21 protein-coding genes are annotated in these 23,002 nt (G+C 65.1%); 13 read left to right on the top strand and 8 right to left on the bottom strand.

The features are described 5' to 3' along the window. Window positions 1-4: 4 nt before the first annotated feature. Entirely contained in the window at window positions 5-787 is a 783-nt protein-coding gene (gene icmH / locus ACCD07_RS02470; protein ID WP_176651910.1) for a type IVB secretion system protein IcmH/DotU, read from the bottom strand. After that, window positions 784-2,127, bottom strand: coding sequence for a type VI secretion system baseplate subunit TssK (gene tssK / locus ACCD07_RS02475; protein ID WP_413446403.1), 1,344 nt, complete (start codon window positions 2,125-2,127; stop codon window positions 784-786). The genes icmH and tssK overlap by 4 nt, the downstream gene beginning before the upstream one ends. A gap of 183 nt (window positions 2,128-2,310) precedes the next feature. Here tssK and ACCD07_RS02480 point away from each other — a divergent pair, with 183 nt between their 5' ends. From ACCD07_RS02480 to ACCD07_RS02520, 9 genes are all read left to right on the top strand, one after another. After that, window positions 2,311-2,901 (top strand): hypothetical protein, encoded by a 591-nt coding sequence (locus tag ACCD07_RS02480; protein ID WP_413446404.1) that lies wholly within the window; start codon window positions 2,311-2,313, stop codon window positions 2,899-2,901. A gap of 37 nt (window positions 2,902-2,938) precedes the next feature. Next, window positions 2,939-3,439 carry a type VI secretion system contractile sheath small subunit gene (tssB, locus tag ACCD07_RS02485; RefSeq protein ID WP_413446405.1) on the top strand — a complete coding sequence of 167 codons (501 nt, stop codon included), beginning with the start codon at window positions 2,939-2,941 and terminating at the stop codon, window positions 3,437-3,439. Between the two features lie 2 nt (window positions 3,440-3,441). Next, window positions 3,442-4,938, top strand: coding sequence for a type VI secretion system contractile sheath large subunit (tssC, locus tag ACCD07_RS02490; RefSeq protein ID WP_413446406.1), 1,497 nt, complete (start codon window positions 3,442-3,444; stop codon window positions 4,936-4,938). Between the two features lie 30 nt (window positions 4,939-4,968). After that, a complete protein-coding gene (locus ACCD07_RS02495) occupies window positions 4,969-5,460 on the top strand; it encodes an Hcp family type VI secretion system effector (RefSeq protein ID WP_176651905.1) in 492 nt (163 codons plus the stop codon). Between the two features lie 98 nt (window positions 5,461-5,558). After that, the gene (tssE, locus tag ACCD07_RS02500; protein ID WP_413446407.1) at window positions 5,559-6,017 is read left to right on the top strand and encodes a type VI secretion system baseplate subunit TssE; all 459 of its coding nucleotides are present in this window, start codon (window positions 5,559-5,561) and stop codon (window positions 6,015-6,017) included. A 2-nt stretch (window positions 6,018-6,019) separates the two neighbouring features. Beyond that, window positions 6,020-8,620 carry a type VI secretion system ATPase TssH gene (gene tssH / locus ACCD07_RS02505; protein ID WP_413446408.1) on the top strand — a complete coding sequence of 867 codons (2,601 nt, stop codon included), beginning with the start codon at window positions 6,020-6,022 and terminating at the stop codon, window positions 8,618-8,620. 14 nt (window positions 8,621-8,634) lie between these two features. After that, the gene (gene tssA, locus ACCD07_RS02510) at window positions 8,635-9,486 is read left to right on the top strand and encodes a type VI secretion system protein TssA (protein ID WP_413446409.1); all 852 of its coding nucleotides are present in this window, start codon (window positions 8,635-8,637) and stop codon (window positions 9,484-9,486) included. A gap of 102 nt (window positions 9,487-9,588) precedes the next feature. After that, window positions 9,589-11,214 carry a methyl-accepting chemotaxis protein gene (locus tag ACCD07_RS02515; RefSeq protein ID WP_176651901.1) on the top strand — a complete coding sequence of 542 codons (1,626 nt, stop codon included), beginning with the start codon at window positions 9,589-9,591 and terminating at the stop codon, window positions 11,212-11,214. A 6-nt stretch (window positions 11,215-11,220) separates the two neighbouring features. Beyond that, window positions 11,221-11,859 (top strand): tRNA-uridine aminocarboxypropyltransferase, encoded by a 639-nt coding sequence (locus ACCD07_RS02520; protein WP_413446410.1) that lies wholly within the window; start codon window positions 11,221-11,223, stop codon window positions 11,857-11,859. Here ACCD07_RS02520 and ACCD07_RS02525 read toward each other — a convergent pair. From ACCD07_RS02525 to ACCD07_RS02535, 3 genes are read right to left on the bottom strand one after another with little or no spacing between them, the layout of a single operon-like run. Then, the gene (locus tag ACCD07_RS02525) at window positions 11,856-14,687 is read right to left on the bottom strand and encodes an Hsp70 family protein (RefSeq protein WP_413446411.1); all 2,832 of its coding nucleotides are present in this window, start codon (window positions 14,685-14,687) and stop codon (window positions 11,856-11,858) included. The two genes, ACCD07_RS02520 and ACCD07_RS02525, sit on opposite strands and share 4 nt — an antisense overlap. 2 nt (window positions 14,688-14,689) lie before the next feature. Further along, window positions 14,690-16,543: an Hsp70 family protein gene (locus ACCD07_RS02530; protein ID WP_413446412.1), complete on the bottom strand. Its 1,854-nt coding sequence runs from the start codon at window positions 16,541-16,543 to the stop codon at window positions 14,690-14,692. After that, window positions 16,540-17,121: a DUF2760 domain-containing protein gene (locus ACCD07_RS02535; RefSeq protein ID WP_413446413.1), complete on the bottom strand. Its 582-nt coding sequence runs from the start codon at window positions 17,119-17,121 to the stop codon at window positions 16,540-16,542. The genes ACCD07_RS02530 and ACCD07_RS02535 overlap by 4 nt, the downstream gene beginning before the upstream one ends. A gap of 207 nt (window positions 17,122-17,328) precedes the next feature. On the opposite strand from ACCD07_RS02535, the gene ACCD07_RS02540 reads away from it, so the two are divergent. Next, on the top strand, window positions 17,329-18,486 hold the full coding sequence (locus ACCD07_RS02540; RefSeq protein ID WP_413446414.1) for a PA0069 family radical SAM protein: 1,158 nt from the start codon (window positions 17,329-17,331) through the stop codon (window positions 18,484-18,486). Here the strand turns inward: ACCD07_RS02540 and ACCD07_RS02545 are convergent. The 3 genes from ACCD07_RS02545 to ACCD07_RS02555 all read right to left on the bottom strand — a co-directional run bounded on the left by ACCD07_RS02545 (window position 18,478) and on the right by ACCD07_RS02555 (window position 20,697). Beyond that, entirely contained in the window at window positions 18,478-19,056 is a 579-nt protein-coding gene (locus ACCD07_RS02545) for a gamma-glutamylcyclotransferase (RefSeq protein WP_176651895.1), read from the bottom strand. The genes ACCD07_RS02540 and ACCD07_RS02545 overlap by 9 nt on opposite strands. Window positions 19,057-19,095: 39 nt before the next feature. Then, a complete protein-coding gene (locus tag ACCD07_RS02550; RefSeq protein ID WP_176651894.1) occupies window positions 19,096-19,662 on the bottom strand; it encodes an NAD(P)H-dependent oxidoreductase in 567 nt (188 codons plus the stop codon). 120 nt (window positions 19,663-19,782) lie between these two features. Continuing rightward, on the bottom strand, window positions 19,783-20,697 hold the full coding sequence (locus ACCD07_RS02555; protein WP_176651893.1) for a LysR family transcriptional regulator: 915 nt from the start codon (window positions 20,695-20,697) through the stop codon (window positions 19,783-19,785). An 87-nt stretch (window positions 20,698-20,784) separates the two neighbouring features. Here ACCD07_RS02555 and ACCD07_RS02560 point away from each other — a divergent pair, with 87 nt between their 5' ends. Genes ACCD07_RS02560 through maiA form a run of 3 tightly spaced genes read left to right on the top strand, consistent with a single transcriptional unit; the run spans window position 20,785 to window position 22,990 of the window. Further along, a complete protein-coding gene (locus tag ACCD07_RS02560; protein WP_413446415.1) occupies window positions 20,785-21,327 on the top strand; it encodes a VOC family protein in 543 nt (180 codons plus the stop codon). After that, window positions 21,324-22,346 carry a fumarylacetoacetate hydrolase family protein gene (locus ACCD07_RS02565; protein ID WP_413446416.1) on the top strand — a complete coding sequence of 341 codons (1,023 nt, stop codon included), beginning with the start codon at window positions 21,324-21,326 and terminating at the stop codon, window positions 22,344-22,346. Before ACCD07_RS02560 ends, ACCD07_RS02565 begins: the two co-directional genes overlap by 4 nt. Further along, window positions 22,346-22,990 carry a maleylacetoacetate isomerase gene (gene maiA / locus ACCD07_RS02570; protein WP_413446477.1) on the top strand — a complete coding sequence of 215 codons (645 nt, stop codon included), beginning with the start codon at window positions 22,346-22,348 and terminating at the stop codon, window positions 22,988-22,990. The genes ACCD07_RS02565 and maiA overlap by 1 nt, the downstream gene beginning before the upstream one ends. The last annotated feature ends 12 nt before the right edge of the window (window positions 22,991-23,002 follow it).

Here is a 23,002-nt window from a genome sequence, read left to right on the forward strand (position 1 = left end):
AAATCTACGGCAGCGTGATCGTCACATAGGCCGGACGCGGGGCCAGCTTCACCAGATCGTTGTAGCCGGCCAGCGTATTCTGTGTCGAATGCGATAGCGACGACGCCAGTCCGATGTAGGCACCCAGGGCGATCACCGCGAACACCGCGCACATGGCCCACAGCGGCGTATTGCTGCGCAGTTTGTGGACGATCTGGTCCGGCCGTTCGGCCTGAGGGGCGAAGCCCTTGCTCTTGCCCTGGATATGGGCGATCTCATCGCCGACGCGCGCCGTCAGGTAGGCCAGCTTGTCGCCGGCGTCCAGCGCATACTTGCCGCGAAAGCCGATCAGCAGGCACATATGGAACACCTGCAGCGCCGCCAGCCGCGCGCCACCGCTGCTGCGCAATGCCTCCAGCCGGTCGAAGAAGTGCTCGCCCGCCAGCTGGTCGCCGAAGATCACAAGCTGCAGCGGACGCCGTTCCCAAGCGAAGCGCATCGGAAACTGCGACGACAGGATGATCTCGTCGAGCGCGGCGCAGAATGCGTACTTGGCCGCATCGATGTCTTCGCCTTGCGCGCGCAGCTTGCGCGCCTCGCTGTCGAATTCCGCCAGGTAGGCGGTGACGGTGTCGAGGAAGGGTGCCTCACCGGGCGGCACGCTGCCGTTCTTCAGCATGAACAGCAGGTAGAAGCCTTCCTGCAGCAGGTCCACCAGCGTCTGCACGTGGCCATAGCCAGGCTGCTGCTGGCGGCGTTGTCCACCCATCAGCGTCGGGATGGCGCGGCGTTCGACCGGCGACGTCATGCCGTCACCGCGATGAGGTTGAGCCGCAGGTCGAGTATTCCGGCCGGCACGTAGATGGAGATCGATTGCGCCTTCAGCATTTGTTCGTACAGCATGCCTTTGCCCTCCAAAGCGAAGTAATAGGTATCCGGCTGGACCGGGATGGCCGCCGGCACTTGCGGAGCGTGGGTAAGCTTCACGCCGGGCATGGCGGAGAGTACGCATTTCTCCACGTCGTCCGGGGCGCCGACCTTGACGCGCAGCGGGACGATCTCCACCAGTTCCAATGCCGGCAGCGCGGCGCTGGCCGCAAGATAAAGCGTAGTGCGTTGGTCGATCTTGCCGGAATCGAGCTTGCCCAGGTGGTAGCTGGGCTTCTCCTCCGACAGCGCGATCGAAAAATACCGGGTCGAGATGACGGTGTCCAGCAGATCGCGGATGATGCGGTCCAGGCCGGAGAAGCATTGCGCCAGGTCCTCATGCCGGTAGCTGGGCAGATGGATCAATGAGTACTGCTTGGAGTAGGTCATCATGGCGCCGGCCAGCGCGAGCAGCGCTTCGAACAAGCGCTCCGGATGCAGCTCGGGATTGCGCACATAGTGCATCAGCGCCGCGGCCGACGTGCTGACGGTGTGTAGCAGCCAGAAGGACGAGACATCGCCGGAGCGGAACTCGATCACGTTGCGGCTGGGTTCACGCATGTGTCCCTGCAGCGACTGCACCTTGGCCTGCAGCGCATCCATCAGGCGGTCCAGCAGCGCCTTCAGCACCGGTGCGCTGGCAATCGACAGTCCGGGAGGGATGAAGTGCGGATCCGGCTCGAAGCCGCCCGTCACCAAGCGCCGCAGCTGTATCACGGGAATGCAGTCGAAGGCGCCCAGCGGCTCCTGATCCGACATCAGTCGCACGATCTTCTTCAGGTAGTTGACGTCCGTACTGACGGCCTGCGTGTACAGGTCCGCCGTTTCGCGCGAGGTCTGGCGGAAGCGCGCGGCGCCTTGTTGTTCGGCCGTCGTGGCGTTGCCGCCGCCGGGGGACAGCGAGGGCAGGGCAGCGTAGAACGTCAGCTCCTGCAGATTCGGCGGCAAGGTGCCGAGGTCGATGGCGGTCGGCAGTGGATCGCTGGACGGCGCATCGATGATTTCTCCGTCATGGAATATCGCGGAGAGTGATTGCAGGCGCAGGCGGTTGGTCTTCAGCGCGTCCAGATCCCATTCGATGGCGCTCACGCCCCACAGGTACGGATGCAGCGCATGCGCCATCTGCTGCAGGCGCGCTTCGTGATACTGGTCCTGCTGCTGGAAGTGCTGCGGCCGCAGGAACAATCCTTCTCCCCAAAGAACCTTGGACGGAATACTCATGCTGTCTCCCTCTTTCTGGCAGCTGCGCCGCCGACGCTCCATTAGAGCGAAAGCGCCATTGGCGGAATTTGCGGCTGCGCAAGCAATGTAGAAGCGAAGCATCGTTTGAGTAAGCGCAATGGTGGGGATATGGCGTTCATGAATAATGGGTCCCTTCCTGTCCGCATAAGCAAAGGAGAAGTGATGATCACTCCACGAACCTGGTTGCCTTGCATCGCCAGCGTGTTACTGCTGTCGGCCTGCGCGACAGATGGTGATACCGTCCGTATCGCCAAACCTCAGGCGTCGACGCTGGAGAGCGCGCTGGCGGAAGCCGGCACCGCGTTGGCCTCCGGACAAAGCGACAAGGCGCAAGTCATCCTGAAAGGCGCCGCCGCAAACTACCCCGCCGACAAGACTCCCTGGCTGCATATGGCCCAGATCAAGTTTGACCGCGCCAGCTACGGCGAGGCGATCATGAATGCGCTGGAAGCACTGCAACGCGACCCCAGCGACAAACTCGGTAACAGCATCGTCGCCGTCAGCGGGCTACGTCTGTCGACCAAGGCGCTGGCGGACCTGAGCCAGCAAAATAATCTGAACGGTTCCTTGCGCTCCGAGGCGCAGGATCTCGCCAAACTGCTGCGCACCAGCCTGGGCGAGGACGTGCTGGTGCCGAGCCCGAACACCGCCGCCCGCAAACCGGCGCCGGTTGCCGCCGCCGGCAGGAAAACGGCGCCGGCAAAAAGCAGCAATCAGACCAACAGCAATGATCCTTTCGGTGGATTGAAATAACCTGCCGTCCCGCAGTTTCTCTTTCGATGGAGTTTGTATGGCTAATGGTGACAGTGTCCAAAAGCGCCTGACCAAGGTACGTCCGCCGCGCGTCCAGATGACTTACGACGTGGAGATCGGCGATGCGATGGAAAACAAGGAGCTGCCTTTCGTGGTCGGTGTGGTCGGTGATTTCGGCGGCAATTCGGATTCAGAGAAAAAGCGCCTGAAGGACCGCAAGTTCGTCAGCATCGACAGCGACAATTTCGATGAGGTGCTGGGCGGGGTGGAGCCGGTGGCGCGCTTTGAAGTGCCGAATCAGCTCAGCGACGACAACACCAGCTTCAATGTGGAGCTGCGCTTCAAGTCGATGTCGGACTTCCGTCCGGAATCGGTGGTGCGGCAGGTCGAGCCGCTCGGCAAGCTGCTGAAGACGCGCAGCAAGCTGGCTGACCTGCGCAACAAGCTGGCTGGCAACGACAAGCTGGAAGACATCCTCAGCGATGTACTGAATAACACCGACAAGCTGGCCAGCTTGAAATCCACCAAGGGAGGCTGACAATGTCCGCACATGCAAATCAAGTGCAGGCGACAGCTGCCGCCGAAACGGTCTCGGACGGCGCCAGCCTGCTGGACCAGATCGTCGAGCAAAGCAAGGTCGCCAAGTCCGATGTGGAGCACGAGCGCGCCAAGGACATCATTTCGGAGCTGGTCAGCCAGGTGCTGGAAGGGACGGTGGTGATGTCGAACAATCTGTCCGCCACGCTCGACGCGCGCGTGGCGGAACTGGATCGCCTGATTTCCCGTCAGTTAAGCGCCATCATGCACGCTCCGGCCTTCCAGAAGCTGGAGCAGAGCTGGACCGGCTTGCATTACCTGGTCAAGAATTCCGCCACCGGCCAGGGTCTGAAAATCCGCATGCTGAACGCCACCAAGCGCGAACTGGTGAAGGACTTCCAGTCCGCGCTGGAATTCGACCAGAGCTCGATGTTCAAGAAGGTCTACGAAGAGGAATTCGGCACCTTCGGCGGCGCGCCGTACGCCGCGCTGCTGGGCGACTTTGAAATCTCGCGCCAACCGGAGGACATGTACTTCATCGAGCAGATGTCGCACGTGGCTGCGGCCTCGCATGCGCCATTCATCGCCTCCGCGTCGCCGGAACTGTTTGGACTGGAGAGCTACGGCGACCTGGGCAAGCCGCGCGACCTGTCGAAAGTGTTCGACACCGTCGAATATGCCAAGTGGAAGGCGTTCCGCGAATCCGAGGATTCGCGCTACGTCGGCCTGGCGTTGCCGCGCTTCCTGGGCCGCCTTCCGTTCAATCCGGTCGACGGTACCACGGTCGAAGGATTCAACTTCGTCGAGGAAGTAGACGGCACCGACCACCAGAAGTACTTGTGGTGCAACGCCGCCTACGCTTTCGGCGCCAAGCTGACCAAGGCCTTCGACGATTTCGGCTGGTGCGCGGCGATACGCGGCGTCGAGGGCGGCGGGCTGGTGGACGATCTGCCCACCCACACCTTCAAGACCGACGAAGGCGAAGTCGCGCTCAAATGCCCGACCGAAGTGGCGATCACGGACCGTCGCGAGAAGGAGTTGAGCGATCTTGGTTTCATCTCGCTGGTCCACTGCAAGAACACCGCCTACGCGGCCTTCTTCGGTGCCCAGTCCGCGCAAAAGGCCAGGAAATACAACTCGGAAGCCGCCAACGCCAACGCGGTGCTGTCTTCGCAACTGCAGTACATCTTCGCCGTCTCGCGCATCGCGCACTACATGAAGGCCATGATGCGCGACAAGATCGGCAGCTTCGCGGCCGCCTCCGGCGTCGAGGATTTCCTCAACCGCTGGCTGATGAAGTACGTGCTGCTGGACGATAACGCCAGCCAGGAACAAAAGGCCCAGTTCCCCCTGCGGGAGGCCTCGGTGCAGGTGCACGAGGTGGCGGGGCGGCCGGGCGTGTATCGCGCGGTGTCGTTCCTGCGGCCGCACTTCCAGCTCGACGAACTATCCGTTTCCCTCCGTCTGGTCGCGGAGCTGCCGCAGTCGACCAACTACTGATTTTCACTTAACCTGAGACAGGAGCATGCAATGGCAATCGACGTCTATCTGTACATTGATGGCATCAAGGGCGAATCCAACGACGACCGGCACAAGGACTGGATCGAGTGCAAATCGGTCAGCTTCGGCGTGGAGCAGCCGAAATCGGCCACCGCTTCGACTGGCGGCGGCCACACGGCGGAGCGCTGCGAGCATCGCGACATCGTGCTCTCCAAGCTGGCCGACCTGGCGTCGCCCATCCTGCTGCAAACCTGCTCGGCCGGGCGCACCATCCCCAAGGCCAAGTTCGAGTTCATGCGCGCGGACGCGCAGGGTGAACGCGTCAAATACTTCGAGATCGAGATCGAAAACGTCCTGATCGGCGCGGTCTCTCCGGCGGTGGAGGAGGGCGACATCCTGACCGAGGACGTCGCGCTGAAATTCTCCAGGGTCAAATGGAAGTACACCCAGCAGAAAATAAGCGGCGGCGCGGGCGGCAACACGTCCGGCGGCTGGGACTTGTCCAGCAATCGCGTCGTCTGACGATCCCCCCAGCGCCCGCTGCGGATTGTGCGGCGATTCGCCGCGGCGCGCTTTTCTGGCCAGGCCGCTCCGGCCTGGCCATTTTTTGAGAGTACGCGATGAAAGGTTTTACTCCCGGCCTGTTCGACCGTTTGCTGGATTCGCGCGACGGCGCCAGCCTCTTGCTGGAGCAATGGAAGGACGCGCTGGCACGCGATCTCGAGGACTTGCTTAACACGCGCTGCGCGCTGTCCGAAGAGCTGCTGCGCGCTTATCCCGAATGCGCCCGCTCCATCATCAACTACGGGCTGGTCGATTTCGCCGGCATGTGCCTGAGCAGCAGCGAGGACAGGGCGCGCGTCTGCGCCTGCCTGAAGACCGCCATCGAGCGCCACGAGCCGCGCCTGCGCAACGTGCAGGCCCGCCTGGAGCGCGAAACAGGCTCGATCAACCGCATCAGCTTTGCCATCAGCGCGACGCTGACAGGCTTGCCGATGCGCGAAGCGGTCAGCTTCGACGCCGTGCTGCAGCCATCGTCGCTGCACTATTCAATCAACCGCAGCAACCGGGGAGTGTAGGCATGAACCTCAACCTCAAGACCTTGATCGGGAAATTGAACGACACCACCCGGCTGGCCGCAACCCGCGCCGCCAGCATCTGCGTGGCGCTGGGACAGTACGAGGTGGAGGTGGAACATCTGTTCCTGGCCCTGCTGGAGCAGGAGCGCTGCGACGTGGTGCTGATCGCGCGCCAGTCCGGTGTCGCCGTCGATGCGCTGGAGGCGGACCTGCATCATGAGATCAGCCAGTTCAAGACCGGCGGCACCCGCACGCCGGTGTTCTCGCGCCACTTGCCGCTGCTGCTGGAGCATGCATGGCTGATCGCCTCGCTGGCGACGCCGCAGCCGGACCGCATCCGCAGCGCGCACCTGCTGGTTGCGCTGCTGACGGAACCGGACCTGGCGCAATTGGCGCTGCGCGCTTCGTCGCTGTTTGCGCGGATTCCCATCGATGAGGTCAAGCACAAGCTGGAGAAATATACCCATGGCTCGCAGGAAGAAACGGCCGCAACCGACGCAACCCCCGCCGCCACGCTTGCCGGCATGGCGCCGCAGAGCGGTCCACGCACACCGGCGCTCGACCAGTACACAACCAGCCTGACGACGCTGGCCCGCAGCGGCAAGCTCGATCCGGTGATCGGCCGCGAGACGGAAATCCGCCAGGCCATCGACATCCTGATGCGCCGCCGCCAGAACAATCCTATCCTGACCGGCGAGGCCGGCGTCGGCAAGACCGCTGTGGTGGAGGGCCTGGCGCTGCGCATCGCCGCCGGCGACGTGCCGGATGTGCTGCGTGGCGTCGAGCTCCGCACGCTGGACATGGGGCTGCTGCAGGCCGGCGCCAGCGTCAAGGGCGAGTTCGAGAACCGCCTGAAGAACGTTATCGACGAGGTCAAGCAAAGCCCGCACGCCATCATCCTGTTCATCGACGAGGCGCACACGATGATAGGCGCGGGCGGCCAGGCCGGCCAGAACGACGCCGCCAACCTGCTCAAGCCTGCGCTGGCGCGCGGCGAACTGCGCACCATCGCGGCGACGACGTGGAGCGAATACAAGAAGTACTTCGAAAAGGATGCCGCGCTGGCGCGACGCTTCCAGGTGGTCAAGGTCGATGAACCGAGCGAAGAAATCGCCAGCGCCATGCTGCGGGCGATGACGCCGCTGATGGAACGTCACTTCGGCATCCGCATCCGCGACGAAGCGGTGACCGAGGCGGTGCGGCTGTCACATCGTTATATCAGTGGCCGGCAATTGCCGGACAAGGCCGTCAGCGTGCTGGATACGGCCTGCGCCCGCGTCGCGTTGGCACAAAGCGGCGCGCCGGCCCTGCTGGAGAACGTCGCCAAGGCGATGGAGCGCCTGTGCGTGGAAACCATCGCCTTGGAACGGGAAGAGGGTGGGCGCCAGCACGCGCAACGGCTGCGGAAGCTGAAGGAAATGCATGCGGAGCTTGAAACCGAACACGCACAGCTCAGCGAACGCTGGCAACGCGAGCAGGCACTGGTGGCGGCGATCGCCCGCCAGCGCACCGCCGGCGACGGTGAGGCGGAAGTCCGCGCGCTGCGCGAGGAACTGGCGGCGCTGCAGGGCGAGACGCCGCTGGTGCCGGTGGAGGTGGATGCCGCGGCCGTCGCCGCCATCGTCTCCGGCTGGACCGGCATCCCGCTCGGGAAAATGGTCAAGGACGAAATCCGCACCGTGCTCAAACTGCAGGACGCGCTGCAGGCGCGCATCCTCGGCCAGCCGTACGCGATTGCTAGCGTGGCCCAGCGCGTGCGCACCGCGCGCGCCAATCTCGACGACCCGAACAAGCCGAAGGGCGTATTCCTGTTCGTTGGCCCGTCCGGCGTCGGCAAGACCGAGACGGCGCTGGCGCTGGCCGACCTGCTCTACGGCGGCGAGCGCAAACTGCTGACCATCAACATGAGCGAATACCAGGAAGCGCACAGCGTCTCCGGCCTGAAAGGTTCGCCGCCCGGCTACGTCGGCTACGGCGAGGGCGGCGTGCTGACCGAGGCGGTGCGCCGCAATCCCTACAGCGTGGTGTTGCTGGACGAAGTGGAGAAGGCCCACCCGGATGTGCTGGAGCTGTTCTTCCAGGTGTTCGACAAGGGTGTGCTGGACGATGCCGAAGGCCGCGAGATCGACTTCCGCAACACCATCATCATCGCCACCTCGAACGCCGGCTCGGCCGCCATCATGCAGGCCTGCCTGAACAAGGAGACGCCGCCTGCCGCCGACGAGCTGGAGGCGCTGCTTCGCCCGCAACTGGTCAGGCACTTCAAGTCGGCCTTCCTCGGGCGGCTGAAGGTCGTGCCGTACTACCCGATACCGGATGCGGTGCTGGCGCAGATCATCGCGCTCAAACTGGACCGCATCGGCCGGCGCATCCAGGACCAGCATCATGCGGAGTTCAGCTACGACCAGGCGCTGGTCGACGCGGTGCTGGCGCGCTGCACGGAAGTCGATTCCGGCGCCCGCAATGTCGATCACATCCTCAACGGCAGCCTGCTGCCGGAGATCGCCGAAGCGGTGCTGCAAAGGATGTCGGAGGGCGAGGCGATCGCCGGGATCAAGGTGGGCGCCAGCAAACAAGGACAGTTCAGGTACACCATCAGATAACACGGAGGTCGCCGATGTTAAGTATCGATCAACTGCTGTTGCCAATCAGCGACACCCAACCCTGCGGCGAAGACACCTGCTTCAGCGTGGAAGTGGACCGCATCGCGCAGGCGCGCATGCACGACGATCCCACGCTGGACCAGGGCGAATGGATCGCTGCGTTGAAGGAGGCCGATTGGGACTTCGTCGCCGCGCACTGTGCGCAGATGATCGCCGCGAAGAGCAAGGACCTGCGGCTGGCCGTCTGGCTGGCCGAGGCCAACGCCAAAACACGGGGATTGCGCGGACTGGGCGATGGCTACGCGGTGCTGGCCGGCCTGTGCGACCGGTTCTGGGATGGCATGTACCCCGCAGGCGATGACGGCGACTACGACCAGCGTATCGGCAATCTGTTCTGGCTGTTGAGCCGCACGCCGGCGCTGGTCAGGGACGCGGCGTCACCCGCGCCGGCGGATGCGGAGTACTGCCTGGCCATGCTGATGGCGCTGGAGCGCGTCGTTGACCTGCGCCTGGGCGCCGACGGTCCCGGCTTCAGCGCGGCCAGGGACGCCCTGCAATCGGCACTACGCGCCGTTGCGCCGGTCGGCAGCGCGGCTGCGCTGCCCACAACGGATGCCGCAACCGGCGCCGCCGCCGTCAACGCAGGCGGCTTATTGCAGAGTCGCCAGCAGGCGCTGGCCCAATTGCGGCTGGTGGCCGATTTCTTCCGTAGCACGGAGCCGCATAGCCCGGTGGCCTACCTGGCCGACAAGGCCGCCAGTTGGGGTGAGATGCCATTGCATGTGTGGCTGCGCACGGTCATCAAGGATCCCGCCGCGATTGCCGGCATTGAAGAGCTGCTGGATGCTCCCGCCTCCGGCAATTGAATGCTGCACTGCAGCGAGTAATCTTTCCTTTAGTACTATAGCTTCCGATTAAATAGTGCTAGCATGAATCAGAAGTCCGTGTTCGTCCGCTAGGGGAAAGCCATGAACAATCTGAAAATAGGAACGCGCCTGGCGTTTGGTTTTTCGCTCATTTTGCTGTTGCTGACGGCGATGACCATCATCGGCATCCTGCGCCTCAGCAGTGCCAGCGCGCTGACCGACCGCATGATCAACGAGAAGGTCCGCGAAGAACGCCTGATCGCCGAATGGGGCAAGATCATCGAAGTCAACGCCGCCCGCACCACCGGCGCCTGGATGGTGGCCGATCCCGCCGATCAGAAAAAACTCGAGGACATGATGGCCGCATCGTCCGGCCGCGCGACGCAAATCCAGGACCAGATCGGCGCCGGCATCGACGACGAGGAACTCAAGCCGCTGTTCAAGCAGGTGCTGGAGACGCGCAAAGCCTACACCGATATCCGCAAGGCCGTCTTCGCCGCCAAGAACGCCGGCGATATGGAGCAGGGCAAGAAGCTGTACGAGACCGACATGAACCAGGCGCGTACCCGCTATCTGGACGCGCTGAAGAAATTCTCCGATGAGCAGGCGGCGCTGCTCGATGCGGCAGCCCTGGAAATCCAGCATCAGTACACCAGCGGCCGCACGCTGCTGGTGATGCTGGGGCTGGCCGCGATTGTGCTGGGAATGGTGGCCGCATGGTGGATCACGCGCACCATCACGCAGCCGATCAACGAAGCGGTGAAGGTCGCGGAATCCGTCTCCTCGGGCGATTTGACCAGCGATATCCAGGTCAACAGCAGCGATGAAACCGGGCAGTTGATGAGCGCCCTCAAGAACATGAACTCCAACCTGGTCAATATTGTCGCCCAGGTGCGCAACGGCACCGACCTGATGGCGACGGCGTCATGCGAGATCGCCGCCGGCAACCAGGACCTGTCTTCGCGCACCGAGGAGCAGGCCAGTTCGCTGGAGGAGACCGCGTCGTCGATGGAGCAGTTGACGTCGACCGTGCGCTTCAACGCGGAGAATGCGCGCGAAGCCAACCAGCTGGCCGCCACGGCGTCGGAGATCGCCAGCCGCGGCGGCTCGGTGGTCGGAGAGGTGGTGACCACCATGGGATCGATCAACGATTCGTCGCGCAAGATCGTCGATATCATCTCCGTCATCGACGGCATCGCCTTCCAGACCAACATTCTCGCGCTGAACGCCGCGGTGGAAGCGGCGCGCGCCGGCGAGCAGGGACGCGGCTTCGCGGTGGTGGCTTCGGAAGTACGCGTGTTGGCGCAACGCTCGGCGGCGGCGGCCAAGGACATCAAGGCCCTGATCGACGACTCGGTGCAGAAGGTGGCGCTGGGTTCGGACCTGGTCGACAAGGCCGGCCGCACCATGGGCGAAATCGTGCAGAGCATCAGCCGCGTCACGCAGATCATGAGCCAGATCAGCCACGCCAGCGAAGAGCAGAGCATCGGCATCGCCCAGGTGAACGACGCGATCACGCAAATGGACCAGGTAACGCAGCAGAACGCGGCATTGGTGGAGCAGGCGGCGGCAGCGGCCGAATCGATGCAGGAGCAGTCGGCAAGACTGGCCGAAGCGGTCAGCGTATTCAAGCTCGATGCCGCGCAGTCTGCGCCGGCGCCCCGTCGCCTGGCAAAGGCGCCGTCGCGCGTAGCCCTGCCACGGCCTACCGCATCGACGGTACAATGATGGTCTATGACTCCAGCACTTTCCACCCGCGCGCATTGCGCAAGCTGCCTGCGGCCGCAGCGTACCTGCATTTGCCGCTGGGTGGCGCCGCTGCGGAACCAGGTGGAAGTGCTGATCCTGCAGCATCCGCTGGAAGTCGATAACGCCAAGGGCAGCGCGCGGCTGCTGCATCTGAGCCTTGCCAACAGCCGGCTGGAAGTCGGCGAAGAATTCGCGCCGGAGCGCATGCAGGTCATGCTGTCGCCGGAGCGGCGTAGCGTGCTGCTGTATCCCGATACTGTGGAGGACAAGGCCTTGGGCCTGGCTGCGGCGCAGCCGTTCGATCCGGCGTGGCTGGCGGCGCCGGCCACGCTGCGGCTGGTGGTGCTGGACGGGACATGGCGCAAAAGCCGCAAGATGCTGTATCTGAATCCGGCGCTGCAAAGCCTGCCGCGGCTGCCGCTGCGCGACACGCCGCCGTCGCATTACCTGATCCGCAAGGCGCATCTGCCGGATCAGTTGTCGACGCTGGAGGCCACTGCGTACGCGCTGGCACAGCTGGAAAACGACGCCCACAAATACAATCCGCTGATCGATGCTTTCGATGGCTTCGTCGCGCAGCAGGCGAGCTACACGCGGCAGCGAGCTTTAAACGGTCAGCTTTAAGCGATCAGCTTTAAGCCCGGCGGCAGCGCATCGCCCAGCATGCGTTTCTCATCCGCTTGATCCAGCTGAACCACTTCACGCACCATCGCGCGCCAGTTGGCCGGGGCGCCGGCGGCTGCAAGGCGGCGCAGGATTTCCTCCCGCAGCGTTGCATCGATGTCGCGCGAGCGGTCGCCGGTCATGCGCGCCAGGTGGGCGGCGGCATAGCCTGCCGGCTCCACTTTTTTCCAGTCCAGCGCAAGGATGGCGGCCAGCCATTGTTCGACGACTTCCTTAGCCACCACGTCGTGCGCGCTGCCGTGGAAAGGCTGGCGCGCACCGACCCGGCTCAGACCCCACAGGAAGCGCGCCTGCGCCGCCTTGTCGGCCGATTCCAGCCGGCCCAGCATCCACGCGCCGATTTCGGCCTTGTAGTTGCCGGGGATGCGTTCCAGCGAGGCGCCGAGGCGCAGCATGTCTTCGTCGCTGCCGTTGACCAGTGTGTGCGGACGGCGTCCGCGTTCCTGCGCGTCGGCCTGCACGTTGAAGGCGAAATCGTCCAGCACGCGCAGCTGTGCTTCGACACTCAATCCACCCGCCACGCGGCGCCACAGGGTCCACCACTCGGCGCAGACCTGGCTGTCCTTGTGATGCTGGACGCCGGTTTCATACAGTGCCCACAGCTGCTCGATACGCCACTCGTCCAGCGTGTAGCCGAAGCCTGGACGCAGGCAGTAGCCGCTCAGGTTGAGCCACGCGCGTTCATGTTCGGACGAGCGGCGGCGTCCCTTGGCGCGCTGCATCAGCGCGTCGAACAGGCGGCGCAGCAGCGGCGTAGGCCAGCTTTCGCGGCTGCCGAGCAGGTGTTCGAGCTGCGTGCGCAACTGCTTCACTTCCTTGACCTCGACCTGCTGCGCGCGGCTGCCGAAGATGCGGTCTATCTTGTCGATAGCGGCGTCGAAGCCGGCGGGCATCGGCGCCTCTTGCGGTGGAGCCGTGTCGGCATCGTCGTCGGCGTGGGCCGCATCGCCGCGCAGCTGGAATTCCAGCCGCCAGCGCTGCGCGCCTTCGATGGCGACGCAATGCACCTCCAGCGTACCCACCTCGCTCAACGTGGCGGCCAGCTGCACCGGCACTTCCTTGCGGGCGTCGGCGGCGGCGCTGTCGCGCAGCACGGTGGCGATGGGCGGCAGCTGGATGTAGTCGTCCGCCTCCAGTTCGACCAATTCTCCTGCTTGCGGTGTGGCGGCTTCGGAAATCGACGAGGCCAGGTGGAAGCGCACCGGCCGGCCGAGGCGGAGCGCGAAAGTGCGCTCGGCCAGCAGGATTTCGCGATTCTCGACGCTGCCGCGCGGCAGGATGCAGATGGCGCGGCGCGGCTGGTCGGGGCGATGTGCGTCATCCAGCAGCAGGAAGTAGCTGCGCGGCGAGCCGCCGCCGATCAACGGCGCTTGTCCAGCCTGGCCGAGCGCGTAGGCCACTCCGCCTCGTGCGACGGCGACGTCGGGATTGTCGTTGTGCAGAACGCGCAGAGGCTGGCCGCGCCAGTTCGCCAGCGTGGCCTCGAGGCGGCGGGCCAGCGCGTCGGCGCGGAACACGCCGCCGTTCAACAGCAAGGTATCGGGAACGGGGACGGTGCTGTCATCCGCCGGCAGGCCAAGGGCTGCGCGCGCGGCGGCGGCATGCTGGCGCAGGAAGCCGGCCAGATGGCGCGTGACCGCGGCGTCGCTGGCGTAAGGTAGGCCGAATTCGACGATCGCCGCGCGGCCGCGACGTGCGGGTTCATGTGTTTCGTTCAGCGGGAAGAAGCCGTCGACGACCAGCGACGCCACTTCGTCGCGGGTCAGGTCGGCGGAGCGCGAACCGCCGATCAGGCGCGAGCCGGAGCCGAGCAGGGTGACGGTGGTGCGTTCGGGGGCATCGGCCGCCAGCAGCAATTCCTTCGCCGCCCGACAGCGTTCCGCCAGTTGCGACAGGCGGCTGGCGGACAGGCGTGCCGGTGCTGCGGCATCGCCGGTCGCGCCCGACGACGACGCCATGCGCGCCTCGACCAGATGGGCCAAGGCCAAGTCCATGTTGTCGCCACCCAGTATCAGGTGGTTGCCTACGCCGATGCGGCTGATCTGCGGCAGGCCATCGACCGTCTCCACTTTGATCAGACTGAAGTCGGTGGTGCCGCCGCCGACGTCGCACACCAGCACCAGGCGCGTGTCGGCGAGGTCTGTGGCAAGCGTGGCACGTTGGCGGAACAGCCAGTCGTAGAAGGCCGCCTGGGGTTCTTCCAGCAAGCGCAGGTCCGGCAGCCCGGCCATGCGCGCCGCCTCCAGCGTCAGCGCCCGTGCGCCTTCGTCGAACGACGCGGGTATCGTCAGCACCAGCTGCTGGCGCTCCAGCGGGTGTGCCGGAAAGCGCGTATTCCACGCGGCCCGCAAATGGGCCAGATACGAAGCACTGGCCGCCACCGGCGACACCCGGGCCACATCCGCCTCCGCCCCCCACGGCAATATCGGCGCCGTGCGGTCCACGTGAGGATGCGACAGCCAGCTCTTGGCGCTGGAAACCAATCGCCCCGGCACCTGCGCGCCCAGCGTGCGAGCCAGCCTTCCGACCACCACCTGCGACAGCCCGGCCACATCGGCGACGGACCACGGCAACTGCAAATCGCCATCGGCCAGCTCGCCGGAAGCCGGGTGGTAGCGCACGGAGGGCAGCAACGCACCGGCGCCGACTTCGCCAGGCGCCACCAGCTGCTCGATATCGAACAAGCGTATCTGCGCGCTGCCCGGCTCGGAATAAGCCAGCACCGTGTTGGTGGTGCCCAGGTCGATGCTGACGACGTATTGACTCATGCTTAGCTGGCTGCACCCGCGCGCACGTCGAACTCCACCTTCCAGCGTTCGCCGCCATCGGACACCGCTTGCAGTTCCAGCGTGCCCGACTCGGTCGCCATCGCATGCAGGCGCACCTGCACCACGTCGCCGGCCTGGCGGCCTTCCGGCGACAGCGTCGCCTGGATCTCGTTCAACTCGATCAGCTCATCGGCGCCCCAGAAGTCCAGCAGATCGCCGATGCGGTCCTGGCGGCGTACCGACGAACCGAAGAAGCGGAACTGCACCGGCTCGCCGACCACCAGGCCGAATTCCTGGTTCGGCAATTCGATCTCGCTGCCTTCCTCCATGCCGAACGGCGCCACGCACAACGCCTGGATCGGCGGTTCCATGCCCGGGATGGCCGGCATCGACGACTCGATCGCCACATAGTAGGCGCGTGCCGTGCCGCCGCGTATGCGCACGCCGCTGCCACGGCGCACGTAGCTGTAGTAAGCCGCGCCGCGCGCCACCGCCAGATCGAGGTCGGCGCCGGCCAGCATGCGCGCAGGTTCCGCGCCTTCCAGGTACAGCCATTCGTTGATGCTGTCCATGATGCGCTGTGCCAGCAGGTCCGACTTGAACACGCCGCCGTTGAACAGCACCGCCGTAGGATGGAGGAAGGTCGCCTCGGCGGACTGCTTGCCGGCGTAGCCTTCCAGTTCGCTGGTGGCGCCGGTCTGGCGCGCCAGGAAGGCTGCCAGGTGGCGTGTGATGCCGGCGTCCTGCGCGTACGGCAGGCCAAGCTGCGTCAGGCCCGCGCGTGTGCGCACGGCCGGACGCGCCGACGCTTCCACTTTCGGGAAGAAGCCGTCGAGGATGAAGGTCGTCACTTCGTCGCGCGTCAGTTCGGTGCGGATGGAACCGCCGATCAGTTTCGAGCCGCGGCTCGGCACCACGATAGGCCAGGTCTCGACTGTGGCATCGGCCAGCAGTTTTTCCTTGGCGCTGCGGCAGCCGTAGGTTAGTGCACGCATCTGCCAGGCGTCGAGCTGGGTGCCGTTGGCGGCCAGCTTGCGCGCCACCAGGTGCGCCAGCGCCAGGTCCATATTGTCGCCGCCGAGCAGGATATGGTCGCCGACGGCGATGCGGTGCGGTTCCAGCACGCCGTCGCGTTCCAGCACGGCGATCAGCGAAAAGTCGCTGGTGCCGCCGCCCACGTCCACCACGAGGATGATGTCGCCCGGCTTGACGTCCTTGCGCCAGCGGCCTTCGCTGCCCTGGATCCAGCTGTACAAGGCCGCCTGCGGCTCTTCCAGCAAAGTCAGGTTGGTGTAGCCGGCGGCGCGCGCCGCAACGGCCGTCAGCTCGCGCGCGCCAGGATCGAACGACGCGGGAATCGTGACCGTGACCGCCTGCTCGCCGAACGGCGCGTCAGGGTAGGCCTGCTCCCACGCCTGGCGCAGATGCGACAGATAGCGGGTCGAGGCTTCCAGCGGCGATACGCGTGCGACTTCTTCCGGCGCGTCATTCGGCAGCAGCGCACTGCGGCGGTCCACGCCAGGGTGGCTAAGCCAGCTCTTGGCGCTGGAGACCAGGCGGATCGGCGTGGTGGCGCCACGGCTGCGCGCCATCTCGCCGGCCATGCCGGTCAGTTCTTCAGCGGACTGCTGCCACGGCAGGCTCAAATCGCCCGGCGCCAGTTCGTCCGCGTGCGGCAGGTACAGGAAGGACGGCAGCAGCGGCAGTTCTTCGACGGTGCCCGGCGCGGTCAGCTGCGGAATGGCCAGCACGCCGTGGCGGGTCTTCTCGCCGTCGCTCGCTTGCAGGTCCACATAGGACAGCGCGCTGTGCGTGGTGCCCAGGTCGATGCCGATGGCGAAACGCGGGTCGCTCATAATTCCACCTCCGCCGGCGCGAGGATGGCGGCGTCGTGCGCTTCGGCCAGTTTCGGCAGGCGCACGTTGGCCGCGCGCCAGCCGCGATGGCTCAGCGCACCGCGGAACGGCGCGCTGCCGACCACGTTGCCGGTCAGGCGCACGGCGCTGGCGTCGAAGCCGTCTTCCAGCACGATGCGGCTGCCTTCGGCTTCGCTGCGCACCGGTTCGATGGTGAAGTGCTCGCGCAGCACTTTGCTGCAGCCTTCATGCACCACGCGCGCGGCGGCGCCGATGTCGGCGTCGGAATAGGCGCTCAGGTTTTCCTGGGTGAAGTCGATCAGGCGGGCTTCGCGCTGGAACAGGCTGAGCAGCTGCAGAGCGGCGTCCGGCGTGGCGACGCGCAGCGGTACAGGAACAGGTGCGGGCGCAGCGGCTGGCGCAGGCGCTGGCGTTGGCGCAGCCGCTGCTTGCGGCACATCATCGATGCGCGTCAGGCGCGCAGCGTATTCGGCGTCGGACAGGGCACGAAAGAATGCGCCGATCGCGATCGAAATCCGGCTGAAAAAAGACGGCAATGGTTGAGTCGAGTTATTCATGTTTTTGCTCGTATTGGGATGAGTGGGCTGGGGGCGCGCGCAGGCGCAGGGAAGATCCATCCCCCGGAAGCCCTGCATGATACCAGCTTGCCCCCGCAGCCCCCAAGGCGCCCGGCTCGCACTATTGATATTTCGCTTGATATGGCGGTTTCGAACGCATAGAATACTGGATATATATACAGTATTTTGAGTTATGCCGGCCTTGCCATGAATAAGCACGATGAAAACAATCAGGAGCAGGTGATGTTGCCGCCGCCTTCGCTGAAGGCGCAGAAGGGGCGTGGCGCGGTGTCGAACCTGCAGGGCCGCTTCGAAGTCAACGCGCGCGAAGCCTACGACGACGGCTGGGAACGCGAGGAAGAGGAGGCCAAACCGTGGAAAACCCTGGTCACCGACGAATACTGCAAATCCATCCTCAGCCGCAACGCCTCGCCGGACTTGCCGTTCGGCGTCTCACTCAATCCCTATCGCGGCTGCGAGCATGGCTGCATCTATTGCTTTGCGCGGCCCACGCACAGCTATCTCGGCCTGTCGCCCGGCATGGATTTCGAGACCAAGATTTTCGCCAAGGTCAACGCGCCGGTAGTGCTGCGGCGCGAGCTGGCCAAGCCCGGTTACGAACCGCAATCGATCGCGCTCGGCGTCAACACGGACGCCTACCAGCCTTGCGAGCGCGAGCGCAAACTCACACGCGGCGTGCTGGAGGTGCTGCAGGAATGCCAGCATCCGGTGGGCCTGATTACCAAGTCTTCGCTGATCGAGCGCGACATCGATATCCTGGCCGCGATGGCGGCACGGCAGCAGGCCGGCGTCGCCATCACGCTGACCACGCTTGATCCGGCGATCTCGCGCACGCTGGAGCCGCGCGCCGCCGCACCGGCGCGCCGATTGCGCACGATACGCACGCTGACCGAGGCCGGCATTCCGGTCGCCGTCAGCATCGCGCCCATCATTCCGTTCGTGACCGAGCCGGACATCGAGCGGATACTGGAGGCGGTCAAGGAAGCGGGCGCGGTCAGCGCGCACTACACGGTGCTGCGCTTGCCGTGGGAAGTGGCGCCGCTGTTCCATCAGTGGCTGCAGGCGCACTTCCCTGAGCGGGCACAGCGGGTGATGAACCGCGTGCGTGAAATGCGGGGCGGCAAGGACTACGACAGCACCTTCGGCGCGCGCATGAAGGGCGAGGGCGTGTGGGCGGAGTTGATACGACAGCGTTTCAAGATCGCCACCGAACGCCTGGGCCTGACCGGCCGGGGCAGCCGTTTCCACAATATGGACGCGTCGCAGTTCACGCGGCCGCTGGTGGTACCGCCACTGGGCGCGCGCGCCAAGGCAGCCGATGCGGGGCAGCTGGATTTATTCTGAAGGAGCTTGCCGCAGTTCCGCCAGATGCCGCTCGATCTCAAACACGTGCTGGTCATGTTGCCCCAGTTCGCGCAGCGCCGCAGCCAGGTGGTTGAGATAGTCGCTGTTCGGCCCGCTCGGTCCGGCGGAGCGGGCGATGTGTCGCGCGATCTCCTGCTCGGAGGCCGCGCCCAGGAAGGCGGTGTTGTCCGGCGTGGCGATGTAGACCAGGCCGGTCACGCTATCGCCGACTTCGAACATGATCGGGATCGCCAGGCGTAGGTAGCCGTTCTTTTCGCGATGGTCGAGATGGGCGAACACTTCGGGCGTGATCAGGTACGCCATGCCGTGGCAGATGGCGCCGGCCTCTTCGATGATGGTGACCACGCGGCCCGGCGCTTCAGGCGTGCCGCGATGGTCGTGCGAGCCTTGCCAGAAACGCCGCGTCCAGTTGGCGATGCTGGCCGGGCGGCGTTGCAGGTAAGGGAAGTCGGCCTTGTAAATCAAGGAGCCGTAGCCGAACAGCCAGACGCTGTGGTGGCCGTCGAACTGATCCATCATTTGATTGATGGCGATGGTGTCTGCTGTCATGATGAGTGCTGCCGTTGCCCGATACAGCCAACATTATAATCACGCGGCCGCTTTAAGCTCCCGCGCGACCTGCAAATCCGCCTCCTGGCGCACAAATTCCAGCTGCGTCAAGCCCAGCGACTTGAACATGGCCCGCAGCTGCGCCTCATGGTTGCCCACTAATTCGGCCAGCGCCGGATCGGTTGCGGCGCTGCAACCGGCCACCACCAGCACCACCCGTATCCGCGCGGCGCGTTGGCGCCCCTGATCCGTTTGCAGATGGATCAGCCGATCCAGCCATGCCTTCAGCGTCGACGGAATCGTATAGTTGAACATCGGCGCTGCGATCACCGCCGCGTCCGCCTGCAGGAATTCCTCTAACAGCAGGGCGGCCAACGTGCTCTCCGCGCGCAGGTCGGCATTCATCGGAATGGCGCTGTTCCACTGGTTGCGTATCACTTGCAGCAGCGGGCCGCTGATATGCGACAGCGGCGAGGCGGCCACGTCCCGATAACTGATGGCCGGATTGGCATCGCCGCCGGCAAGCTGCGCCATGACTGCGGCGGTGTATTGGCGGGACGGGCTGTTGTCGCCCAGCGGGCAGGAGTCGATGTGCAGGATGTTCATAAATGAAGCATACACATGCGGCAATCATTGCGGAAGAGGCTAAAACGTATTTTATCTTTGAGCGAGGTCCAGACCCTGCATCGCATGTATCTAATTGCCAATGTTGCAGAGCATGGCTGATCAGCCCTGCGGCACGTTCCATTCATGCGCCGCCACGTGTTCCTGCAGGAAGGCGACAAAGCTCTCGGCCGCCGGCGACAGCGCCCGCGCGTTGCGCGTGTAGACAAAGAAGCGCCGCGTCAGCGCCGGCGATTCCAGCGGCCGCATCCGTAAGCCGTATAGCTGCACCATCTTCTCGGCGTACGGCAGGCACACGGTGATGCCCAGCCGCGCATGCACCATGGCCAGCGCGGTGGTCATGAAGGTCACCTCGTTAAACGGACTGAGCGACAGCTCGCGGAACGACGCGTGCATGTCGCGCAGCAGGCGCTCGGTGAACTGGCCCTGCAGCGAGATGAACGGAAACTCGTCGACGTCGGCCCAGGTGATGCTGGCGCGCTGCTCCAGCGCATGCCCCGGTGGAAACACCACCACGAACGGCATCTCGAACAGCGGCTGCGACTCGATTTCCGCCGTGGCGTCGCGCTCGGGGCCGATGCCGAAATCGACTTCGCCGCTGAACACCCGCGCCGGCACCTGCTCGACCGGGCTGTCGGCCAGCCGCACCTGCACGTCCGGATAGCGGGCGCGGTAGGCGGCGATCACCTCCGGCAGCAGGGTGCAGGACAGCATCTGCGGCGCCGCCACGCGCACCGAACCCTGCTTCAGCGCCTTGCGGCTGGCGATGTCGGCCATGGCGCGGTCCAGGTCCTGCAGCATCTTTTCAAACAGCGGATACAGTTCGCGTCCCAGCTCCGACAGCTGCGCCTTGCGCGTGGTACGCTCGACAACACGCACCCCCAGCATCTGCTCCAGCTCCTTGATCTGGCCGCTCAGCGCCGACTGGGTCACGCTGAGATGGTCGGCCGCCAGCGTAAAACTGCCGGTCTTGGCCAGCGCCACCAGGGCGCGCATTTGCCGCAAGCTAGGATTCATGGGGAAATCTGATAAATCGAAAGAAAAATACTGTTTGTATGATATCTGAAACTGTCATCTAATGCAGGAATCGAGTTGGAGACAAACATGAAAATCAAGCAAATTCACCATGTGGCCTACCGCTGCAAGGATGCCAAGGAAACCGTCGAGTGGTACGTCAAGCACCTGAACATGGACTTCGTGCTGGCCATCGCCGAAGACGAAGTGCCGTCGACCAAGGCGCCGGACCCGTACATGCACGTGTTCCTGGACGCCGGCCACGGCAACGTGCTGGCCTTCTTCGAGCTGCCGACGCAGGCGCCGATGGACCGCGACCACAACACGCCGGCCTGGGTGCAGCACCTGGCGATGGAAGTCGACACCATGGACGAGCTGCTGGCCGCGAAAGAGCGCCTGGTCGCCGCCGGCATCAACGTGATCGGCCCGATCAACCACACCATCTTCAAGTCGATCTACTTCTTCGACCCGAACGGCCATCGCCTCGAACTGGCGGTCAACACCGGCACGCCGGAGATGATGCAGAAGCTGGACGCCGTCAAGTGGGAGATGCTGGAGGAGTGGTCGCAGACCCGCAAGGCGCCCAAGCACGCGGCCTGGATGCACGCACCGGCGGCGGAGGTGAAGGCATGAAGCTCGCAACCCTGAAAGACGGCAGCCGCGACGGCCGCCTGGTGGTGGTCAGCCGCGACCTGTCGCGCTACCAGCATGTGCCGAAGATTTCGGCCACGCTGCAGCACGCGCTGGACAACTGGGAGCTGGTGTCGCCGCGCCTGGAGCAGGTCTACGCCGGCCTCAATTCCGGCGAGGCGATCGACACCCATCCGTTCGACCAGCAGTACTGCCATTCGCCGCTGCCGCGCGCGTATCAGTGGGCCGACGGCTCGGCCTACATCAACCACGTGGAGCTGGTGCGCAAGGCGCGCAATGCCGACGTGCCGGCCTCGTTCTACACCGATCCGCTGATGTACCAGGGCGGCTCGGACAGCTTCATCGGCCCGCGCGATCCGATCTACGCGCTGTCGGAGGAGTGGGGCATCGACCTCGAGGCGGAAGTGGCCGTCGTCACCGGCGACGTGCGCATGGGTGCCAGCGCCGACGACTGCGCCAAGGCGATTCGCCTGGTTATGCTGGTCAACGACGTCTCGCTGCGCAACCTGATTCCGAACGAGCTGGCCAAGGGCTTCGGCTTCTTCCAGTCCAAGGCCGCCAGCGCGTTCTCCCCGGTCGCCGTCACGCCCGACGAACTGGGCGCGCACTGGGCCGACACCAAGCTGCACCTGCCGCTGCTGGTGGACTTGAACCAGCGGCCATTCGGCAAGCCGAACGCCGGCGAAGACATGACCTTCAACTTCGCGCAACTGGTGGCGCATGCCGCCGCCACGCGCGAGCTGGCGGCCGGCACCATCATCGGCTCCGGCACCGTGTCGAACAAGCAGGGCAGCCTGCACGGATCGAGCATCGCCAACGGTGGCGTGGGCTACTGCTGCCTGGCCGAGGTGCGCATGTACGAAACCATCGAAAGCGGCAAGCCGCAAACCGGCTTCCTCAAATTCGGCGACAGCGTGCGCATCGAGATGAAGGACGAGCAGGGCGCCAGCATCTTCGGCGCCATCGAGCAGACCGTCGCCCACTACAAAGAGCGCGGATGATGAAGCTCTACACCTATTTCCGCAGCTCCGCCGCGTACCGCGTGCGCATCGCGCTGAACCTGAAGGGCCTGGATTACGAGGCGCTGCCGGTGCACCTGCTGCGCAACGGCGGCGAGCAGCTGACCGACGCCTACCGCGCCATCAACCCGTCGGCGCTGCTGCCGACGCTGGACGACGACGGCGCCGTCATCGGCCAGTCGCTGGCGATCATCGAGTACCTGGAAGAGACGCGCCCGCAAGTACCGCTGCTGCCGGTTGATCCGGCCGACCGCGCCCGCGTGCGCGCGCTGGCGCTGACGGTGGCCGCCGACACGCACCCGCTGGGCAACCTGCGGGTGCTGAAGTATCTGAAGCACGACCTCAACCTGTCGGAAGAGGTCAAGCTGGAGTGGCAGCGGCACTGGCTGCGCATCGGCATGGCGACGCTGGAGACGATGTTGTCCGGCGATGCGCGCACCGGTCTTTACTGCCACGGCGATACGCCGACGCTGGCCGACTGCTGCCTGGTGCCGCAGGTGTTCGGCGCGCAGCGCTTCGGCGTCGACCTGGCGCCGTATCCGACGGTGACGCGCATCCACGACGCCTGCGCCGGGCTGCCCGCCTTCCAGCAGGCCCACCCGTCGCAGCAGCCGGACACCGAGTAGTCCGGGGCGCGG

The organism is Duganella sp. Dugasp56 (genome assembly GCF_047304105.1).
GTDB lineage: Bacteria > Pseudomonadota > Gammaproteobacteria > Burkholderiales > Burkholderiaceae_D > Rugamonas > Rugamonas hordei.

Bases quoted from the DNA above. Each gene is read 5' to 3' on its own strand.
- icmH (WP_176651910.1), bottom strand. From the start codon at position 787: ATGACGTCGCCGGTCGAACGCCGCGCCATCCCGACGCTGATGGGTGGA.
- tssK (WP_413446403.1), bottom strand. From the start codon at position 2,127: ATGAGTATTCCGTCCAAGGTTCTTTGGGGAGAAGGATTGTTCCTGCGG.
- ACCD07_RS02480 (WP_413446404.1), top strand. From the start codon at position 2,311: ATGATCACTCCACGAACCTGGTTGCCTTGCATCGCCAGCGTGTTACTG.
- tssB (WP_413446405.1), top strand. From the start codon at position 2,939: ATGGCTAATGGTGACAGTGTCCAAAAGCGCCTGACCAAGGTACGTCCG.
- tssC (WP_413446406.1), top strand. From the start codon at position 3,442: ATGTCCGCACATGCAAATCAAGTGCAGGCGACAGCTGCCGCCGAAACG.
- ACCD07_RS02495 (WP_176651905.1), top strand. From the start codon at position 4,969: ATGGCAATCGACGTCTATCTGTACATTGATGGCATCAAGGGCGAATCC.
- tssE (WP_413446407.1), top strand. From the start codon at position 5,559: ATGAAAGGTTTTACTCCCGGCCTGTTCGACCGTTTGCTGGATTCGCGC.
- tssH (WP_413446408.1), top strand. From the start codon at position 6,020: ATGAACCTCAACCTCAAGACCTTGATCGGGAAATTGAACGACACCACC.
- tssA (WP_413446409.1), top strand. From the start codon at position 8,635: ATGTTAAGTATCGATCAACTGCTGTTGCCAATCAGCGACACCCAACCC.
- ACCD07_RS02515 (WP_176651901.1), top strand. From the start codon at position 9,589: ATGAACAATCTGAAAATAGGAACGCGCCTGGCGTTTGGTTTTTCGCTC.
- ACCD07_RS02520 (WP_413446410.1), top strand. From the start codon at position 11,221: ATGACTCCAGCACTTTCCACCCGCGCGCATTGCGCAAGCTGCCTGCGG.
- ACCD07_RS02525 (WP_413446411.1), bottom strand. From the start codon at position 14,687: ATGAGTCAATACGTCGTCAGCATCGACCTGGGCACCACCAACACGGTG.
- ACCD07_RS02530 (WP_413446412.1), bottom strand. From the start codon at position 16,543: ATGAGCGACCCGCGTTTCGCCATCGGCATCGACCTGGGCACCACGCAC.
- ACCD07_RS02535 (WP_413446413.1), bottom strand. From the start codon at position 17,121: ATGAATAACTCGACTCAACCATTGCCGTCTTTTTTCAGCCGGATTTCG.
- ACCD07_RS02540 (WP_413446414.1), top strand. From the start codon at position 17,329: ATGAATAAGCACGATGAAAACAATCAGGAGCAGGTGATGTTGCCGCCG.
- ACCD07_RS02545 (WP_176651895.1), bottom strand. From the start codon at position 19,056: ATGACAGCAGACACCATCGCCATCAATCAAATGATGGATCAGTTCGAC.
- ACCD07_RS02550 (WP_176651894.1), bottom strand. From the start codon at position 19,662: ATGAACATCCTGCACATCGACTCCTGCCCGCTGGGCGACAACAGCCCG.
- ACCD07_RS02555 (WP_176651893.1), bottom strand. From the start codon at position 20,697: ATGAATCCTAGCTTGCGGCAAATGCGCGCCCTGGTGGCGCTGGCCAAG.
- ACCD07_RS02560 (WP_413446415.1), top strand. From the start codon at position 20,785: ATGAAAATCAAGCAAATTCACCATGTGGCCTACCGCTGCAAGGATGCC.
- ACCD07_RS02565 (WP_413446416.1), top strand. From the start codon at position 21,324: ATGAAGCTCGCAACCCTGAAAGACGGCAGCCGCGACGGCCGCCTGGTG.
- maiA (WP_413446477.1), top strand. From the start codon at position 22,346: ATGAAGCTCTACACCTATTTCCGCAGCTCCGCCGCGTACCGCGTGCGC.